Source organism: Actinomadura napierensis (genome assembly GCF_039529375.1).
GTDB lineage: Bacteria > Actinomycetota > Actinomycetes > Streptosporangiales > Streptosporangiaceae > Spirillospora > Spirillospora napierensis.
Genome location: NZ_BAAAMR010000223.1, coordinates 1 through 5,324 on the forward strand (window position 1 = coordinate 1; position 5,324 = coordinate 5,324).

Sequence of the window (5,324 nt, forward strand, 5' to 3'; positions counted from 1 at the left end):
GCCGCCGCGGCGGCGGGTACGGTCAGCCCGGACAGCGCCAGCGCGGCGAGCGCGGGCAGCGGGTGAACGGACGAGAGCTGGCGCTGTGGCGCAGTGATCGGAGTGTGTACGAGTGCCGGTTCGCCGCCGATGACTCCGACAAGGTCATCATCGTGGACGGCGAGGTCTACCAGCTCCACCTCATGCCGCCCACTTGATCACATGCGACTGACCGAGCACGGGCTCGTGCTCGGATCTTCGATCCCACCAGCGCCACCGCGGACTCGCCGAGCTCACCCATCAACCTGGATGCTGCATCCGTGCGGGGACTCACGGCTCTAGATGTAGTGACCTTCAGCGTTGTTGACGCGGCTGATGGGTGGCTGGCCTCCGAGTGCGGTGTGGCCTCGGTGGTGGTTGTAGGTGTGCAGGAAGTCTGCCAGGGCCGCGGTGCGGTCGGTGTTGCTGGTGTAGGGCCGGGCGTAGGCCCATTCATCTGCCAGGGTGCGGTTGAACCGTTCGACCTTTCCGTTGGTCTGTGGCCGGTAGGCGCGGGTCAGGCGGCCGGCGGCGCCCAGCTCGTCCAGTGCTTGCTGCCAGGCGGTGGACTTGCGGTAGGTCCAGGCGTTGTCGGTCAGCACCCGTTCGATGCGGGTGATGCCCGGCTCGGTGAAGAAGGCCGCCGCCCGGCGCAGGAAGTCGGCGCAGGTGGCGGCCTTTTCGTCGGGGTGGATCTCGCTGTAGGCGATGCGGGTGTGGTCGTCGACCGCTGAGTGGATGTAGTCAAAGCCCATGTTGCTGCGGGTGGCTCGCCCGGCGCGGCGGCCCAGGACTTTGTGGCCGCCGCCGTCGGGGATGCGGCCGAGTTTCTTGACGTCCACGTGCAGCAGTTCGCCGGGCTGGTGGCGTTCGTAGCGGCGAATGATGGTGCCGGTGGGTCGGTCCAGCCACGCCAGCTGGTTGAGGCGGTGCCGGGTTAGCACGCGGTGGACGGTCGAGGGTGCCATGCCCAGGATCGGCCCGATGCGGGCCGGGCCGAGCTTGCGGTTGCGTCGCAGCGCGCACACCTTTTCCTCCAGGTGGGCCGGGGTGCGGTGCGGTGTGCTGCGGGGCCGGCTGGGACGGTCGTGTAGTCCGGCCTCGCCCTCGGCGCGCCAGCGGGCCACCCATTTGTGCGCGGTGGTGCGGGAGACGCCCATCTCGGCAGCGACGTGCGCGACCGGGCGGCCGGAACCGACTCGCTCGATCAGCAGACGGCGCCCGTGAACGGTCAGCCGGGCGTTACGGTGGACCACGAAGACCTCCGTGCGGTGCAGATTCGACACCTCCACCACACCGGAGGTCTTCCTCTTGATCAACCACCCTCGGCCGTCAACAACGTTCGTGGTCACTACATCTAGAGCCCCACGCCGTCCAGGGCGCCGTTAGTCCAGGCGGTGCCGCGCCGCCAGTAGACGAACACCATCGACAGGCTGCTCCAGCGGCCGTGTTCTTGGATGGTGGAGGGGGCGGCGCCGGATTCGGCGGCGCTGGTGGCGCCGCCGGCGCGCAGCCCGTGGAAGGTGTAGGCCGCGGCGTCGTCGAGGTCGGCGCGGATCGCAGCGTCCCGGACGATGGTGTTGAGGGTCTCGTCATCGATGCGGCCGGTGCCGCGCCCGGCGAAGGCGCCGGTCCCGGCCAGGGTGCCGTGCCTGTCGATGCCGCGTAGCAGCGGCCCGCCGGTGATGCCGTGTTCGGCGAGGGTGGTCAGCCAGCTTTGGGTGAGCCGGACCGGGCAGGTGGCGGCGCGGTGGCCGGGTTTCAGGCGCACCTCGGTACCGGCGGCGTCCTGGTCGGTCTTGGAGTAGCGGATGGTGATGGTCAGGCCGCGCTCACTGAAGTCCAGGTCCTCGATGTCCAGCGCGGCGACCTCAGAGCGGCGGCCCATCATCGCAAAGCCCAGCACCAGCACCAGCTGGTCGCGTTCGGCGCGCACCGGGTCCAACTCGCCCGCCTGCACCGCCGCGGCGATCGCCTCGATCATGGCGCGCAGCGCGGCGACGTCGATTTCCGGCGCCCGCCGCCGCTTATAGCGCAGCTTGGGGTCGGGATGCTTGGCGCGCTCCTGGCGGTAGGCGCGCAGCGCCATCCGGGCCAGCCGGGCGTCGCAGTCCAGCCCGGCGAGCTTGTGCGCCGACTGCACGCAGCTGAGCATCGTGTCGATGGTGGTCGGCGCCGGCGGGCGGCCGTACTGGGTGGTGGTGCCGGTCAGGTGGTGCACGTACTCGGCGAGGGTCTCCCGGGTGACCGGTAGCGGGGTGCGGCCGGTCAGCTCGCACCAGCGGGTGAAGGTGGTCCAGTGCCGGGTGTAGGCGCGGGTGGTGTTGGCCGCCAGCCCGGCCGCGACGCGCGCGGCGGCGTCCGGCGACAGTGCCCGGTCGGCCGACGGCGGAGGCGCCGGTGACGAGATGGGCGTGCCGGTCACCACGGGCTCACGCCGGGGCGGCGGCACGGCTCCGGTCGCGAGCGCGGGGAGAGAACCCGGTGGGGGACTGCTGTCGCTGTCGGGTTCGGTCATGACGCGCGGGGGAGCCCGTCGTCGTCGGCGTACGGCAGATCGGGGATCGGCAGATAGCGGCCGGCGTTGGCACTCGGCAGTGAGGCCTCGGTCTCACCGAAGCAGTGATAGAGCAGGTTGAGGTAGCGGTCGGGGAAGAGCTTGAGTCCGGCGCCGTTGACGGCGCCGAGGGAGTGCCGGTGCATCAGCTCGGCGAGCCGGGGGCCCAGCGCCAGCGCGTGCGGGTGGCCGGCGATGGCGCCGGTGGTGGTGGCGGCGATCAGGTCGGCCAGCTGCAGGTGCGGCACGTGCCGGGAGTCGGCGGTGACGATGGGCAGCACCACCCGGCCGGGGTCGACGTACTCGGTACCGTCGCTGGTCAGCTGCAGCGCTTCGGTCAGCCAGCTGGTCTCCTCGCTGCGGCCGCCGCCGGGCCGGTCGGCGATCGCCATGCCGATGTCGTCGTGGTCGACCAGGTGCATGGAGACCCGCTCGTACAGCCACTTCAGCGCGATCTTGCTGACCTCGGACCGGGACTTGCTCTTGTAGACGGCGCCGTGGTCGATGATCACGGTGACGGTGCGGGCGTCATGGTCGCGGGCCGCCGCGAGCATGCCCTCGCGTAGCTGGGTGACGAGGTCACCGCCGGCACCGGCCAGGAAGCTGCCCTTGGGCGGCTTCCACTTGATTTCCTCGCTGGGCGGGATGCCCAACTTGCTGCGCAGCGCCGTGAAGGTCACGTCGAACGGTGCGAGCTGATCGGCCGGGAAGATCACCGCGGCCATCGCACGCAGCGCCCCGAGGCCGCGCCGTCGCGGCTGCTGCTGCTCACTGTCGTCCAGGAAGGCCACCCGCATGCTCACGCCCCCTGCCGACCGGGAGCGCCGGGAGTTGCCGCGGGCGCCGCGCCGAGCAGCGGGAGGCGGCCAGTGGCGCCACCAGAAAGCGGGTGCCGGCGAGCCCCGGTCGGCTTGGACTTCCCCAGAAAGATCATGCGCTTGATTGTCTCTCGATCATGTCGTGCGATGCGACCGGCCGGCCCCCCGCCGGAGCAGGTCGACCCGCGGTGCCGACGTCCTCCCGGCCGGCCGATCAGTCCGGGCGCTCCACCGCCCGCTGGAACTACAGCGTCTGCGCTGGTCCTGCGCCACCCGCGCGGTGCGCTCGTAGCTGCATACGAAGCAGTGCCCGACGCCCACCTCGTCCAGGATGCGCTCGCGCTCGGGCGTGACCAGGGCGGTGCAGCCGCACACCGGGCAGTCCTCCACCTCGCAGGAGTCGTCCTTGCTGACCCACCGGTACTCCGCGACGTAGTCACGCCGCGCTCGCCGGGCGCGTTCGGGCTCGCCGAGGGCCTCCAGGAAGCGCTCGGCGCGTTCGCGCTCGATGGCGTCGGCGTCGGCCACGCTCTGCTCGTACCGGTCGATCCGCTCTTGGGTCAGCGTCCGCAGCGCCGGGTGCCGGTCGAGTGCGGCTAGCGCAGCCAGGTGCTCCTCGGTCAGCGACGCGGCGGTCTCCTCGCCGACGTCGCGGGCGTGCCGGATCGCCTGGGTGGCCCCGATCGCATTGCTCAGCGTGCGCACCGCGACCTCGGTGAAGTGGCGGGACGGCGCGCCGTCGAAGGAAGGCGGGCCGTACATCGGCCTGCCGGGTCGTCGGGCACGCGGACGATGCCGTCGGAGGCCGTCTCACCATGCCGCTCGATCACCGTCAGCAGTCCGGCGGCCGGCAAGACCCGTCCCGTGCCGGTGGTCTCCTCACCCGGCCAGTCGTGCGCGACGATCGCGGCCAGCCCGTTGGTGAGAGCTTGATCAAAGACGCCCTCCGCGCCGTCGGTGACCTCGGTGACCGGGATGCCCCCGAGCGCGTGCGTGCACCTGGCGTACTGCGCGGCGCGGTGGCGCTGTCCAGCGGGCGGCCGCAGCCCCTTCAGTTGGTCGAGCAGTGACCGGTCGGCGTCGCCCGTCCCGGTGTTCTGGTTCATGGTCCGGTCCTCCTCTCCGGGGGCATGGCGGGGGGGGTGACGGGGCTGTACGCGCTCACCGTAGCCGTGATCCGGCCACGCTGGAAGGGGTTAAGTCTCCCTTAACCCCGTCCAGATCAGCACGAGGAAACGGGTTTCATGTAACCACGAAAGTCAATCGTGGTTTCGTGGACAAGGGCCCACGGAACCGTGATGATGCACAGGTGACTGGTCAGGCCGAACCCACCCCGTCCCGCGCCCGCCCCGCCGCCGCTGAGCGCGGTGAGCCGCCCGCCACCGCTACCGGCAGCGCTCCCGAGACCACTTCCGGGGCCGGTGTCGAGGCCGGTGTCACGGTCAGCGGTGCGCCCGGGCCCGCCGCCCCGCCAGCCGCGGGGGAGGACACGAGCGAGGACACGGGGGAGGATGACGCGCCGCACGGGCGGTGCAGGCACTGCCGGGGGCCGCTGCCCGCGCCCGCCGGCACCGGCCGCCGCCGCGAGTACCACCGCGGCGGCGAGGGACCGGGCGGGCAGGACTGCAAGGAGGCCGCCCGGCGCGCCCGCGAGTCGGCCGTCGGTGCCGCCGTCGAGCAGCCCCTGGCGGCGCTGCTGGCCTGGGCCGACCGGGAGGAGGCCGACCGCCGCGCCCACGTCCGGCTGCTGCGCGCCGCCGCCGACCGCGATCAGGCGTTCGCCGCCGAGCTGGCCGCGCTGCGCGAGAGCGTGCTGGCCCGCAACACCGAACTGGAAGCCGAGAGCGCGCGGGCCCGCGCCGCCGCCACCCAGGCCGAGGCCGCCCGGCTCGCCGCCGAACGCCGCGAGCAGGCCGCGCGGTCCGCGGCCG

The 5,324-nt window shown here is 72.3% G+C and carries 6 protein-coding genes and 1 pseudogene; 2 read left to right on the forward strand and 5 right to left on the reverse strand.

Annotated elements, in window-relative coordinates; translation table 11 throughout:
* On the forward strand, positions 1-197 hold a 197-nt coding region (locus ABD296_RS48725; protein ID WP_344285149.1), incomplete at its 5' end, for a hypothetical protein.
* Positions 198-317: 120 nt separating this feature from the next.
* Here the strand turns inward: ABD296_RS48725 and ABD296_RS48730 are convergent.
* From ABD296_RS48730 to ABD296_RS48750, 5 genes are all read right to left on the reverse strand, one after another.
* On the reverse strand, positions 318-1,274 hold the full coding sequence (locus ABD296_RS48730) for an IS481 family transposase (protein WP_344285163.1): 957 nt from the start codon (positions 1,272-1,274) through the stop codon (positions 318-320).
* Positions 1,275-1,375: 101 nt separating this feature from the next.
* Positions 1,376-2,443, reverse strand: coding sequence for a tyrosine-type recombinase/integrase (locus ABD296_RS48735; protein WP_344285151.1), 1,068 nt, complete (start codon positions 2,441-2,443; stop codon positions 1,376-1,378).
* A gap of 89 nt (positions 2,444-2,532) precedes the next feature.
* Positions 2,533-3,372: a DUF3800 domain-containing protein gene (locus tag ABD296_RS48740; RefSeq protein WP_344285154.1), complete on the reverse strand. Its 840-nt coding sequence runs from the start codon at positions 3,370-3,372 to the stop codon at positions 2,533-2,535.
* Positions 3,373-3,528: 156 nt separating this feature from the next.
* Positions 3,529-4,155, reverse strand: coding sequence for a hypothetical protein (locus tag ABD296_RS48745; protein ID WP_344285157.1), 627 nt, complete (start codon positions 4,153-4,155; stop codon positions 3,529-3,531).
* The gene (locus ABD296_RS48750) at positions 4,086-4,499 is read right to left on the reverse strand and encodes a hypothetical protein (RefSeq protein WP_344285160.1); all 414 of its coding nucleotides are present in this window, start codon (positions 4,497-4,499) and stop codon (positions 4,086-4,088) included. The genes ABD296_RS48745 and ABD296_RS48750 overlap by 70 nt, the downstream gene beginning before the upstream one ends.
* 203 nt (positions 4,500-4,702) lie before the next feature.
* On the opposite strand from ABD296_RS48750, the pseudogene ABD296_RS48755 reads away from it, so the two are divergent.
* Positions 4,703-5,324: pseudogene (locus tag ABD296_RS48755) on the forward strand (hypothetical protein); the annotation flags it as partial.

Excerpts from the sequence above, each read along its gene's own strand:
- ABD296_RS48740 (WP_344285154.1), bottom strand. The coding sequence starts at position 3,372 with ATGCGGGTGGCCTTCCTGGACGACAGTGAGCAGCAGCAGCCGCGACGG.
- ABD296_RS48745 (WP_344285157.1), bottom strand. The coding sequence starts at position 4,155 with ATGTACGGCCCGCCTTCCTTCGACGGCGCGCCGTCCCGCCACTTCACC.
- ABD296_RS48750 (WP_344285160.1), bottom strand. The coding sequence starts at position 4,499 with ATGAACCAGAACACCGGGACGGGCGACGCCGACCGGTCACTGCTCGAC.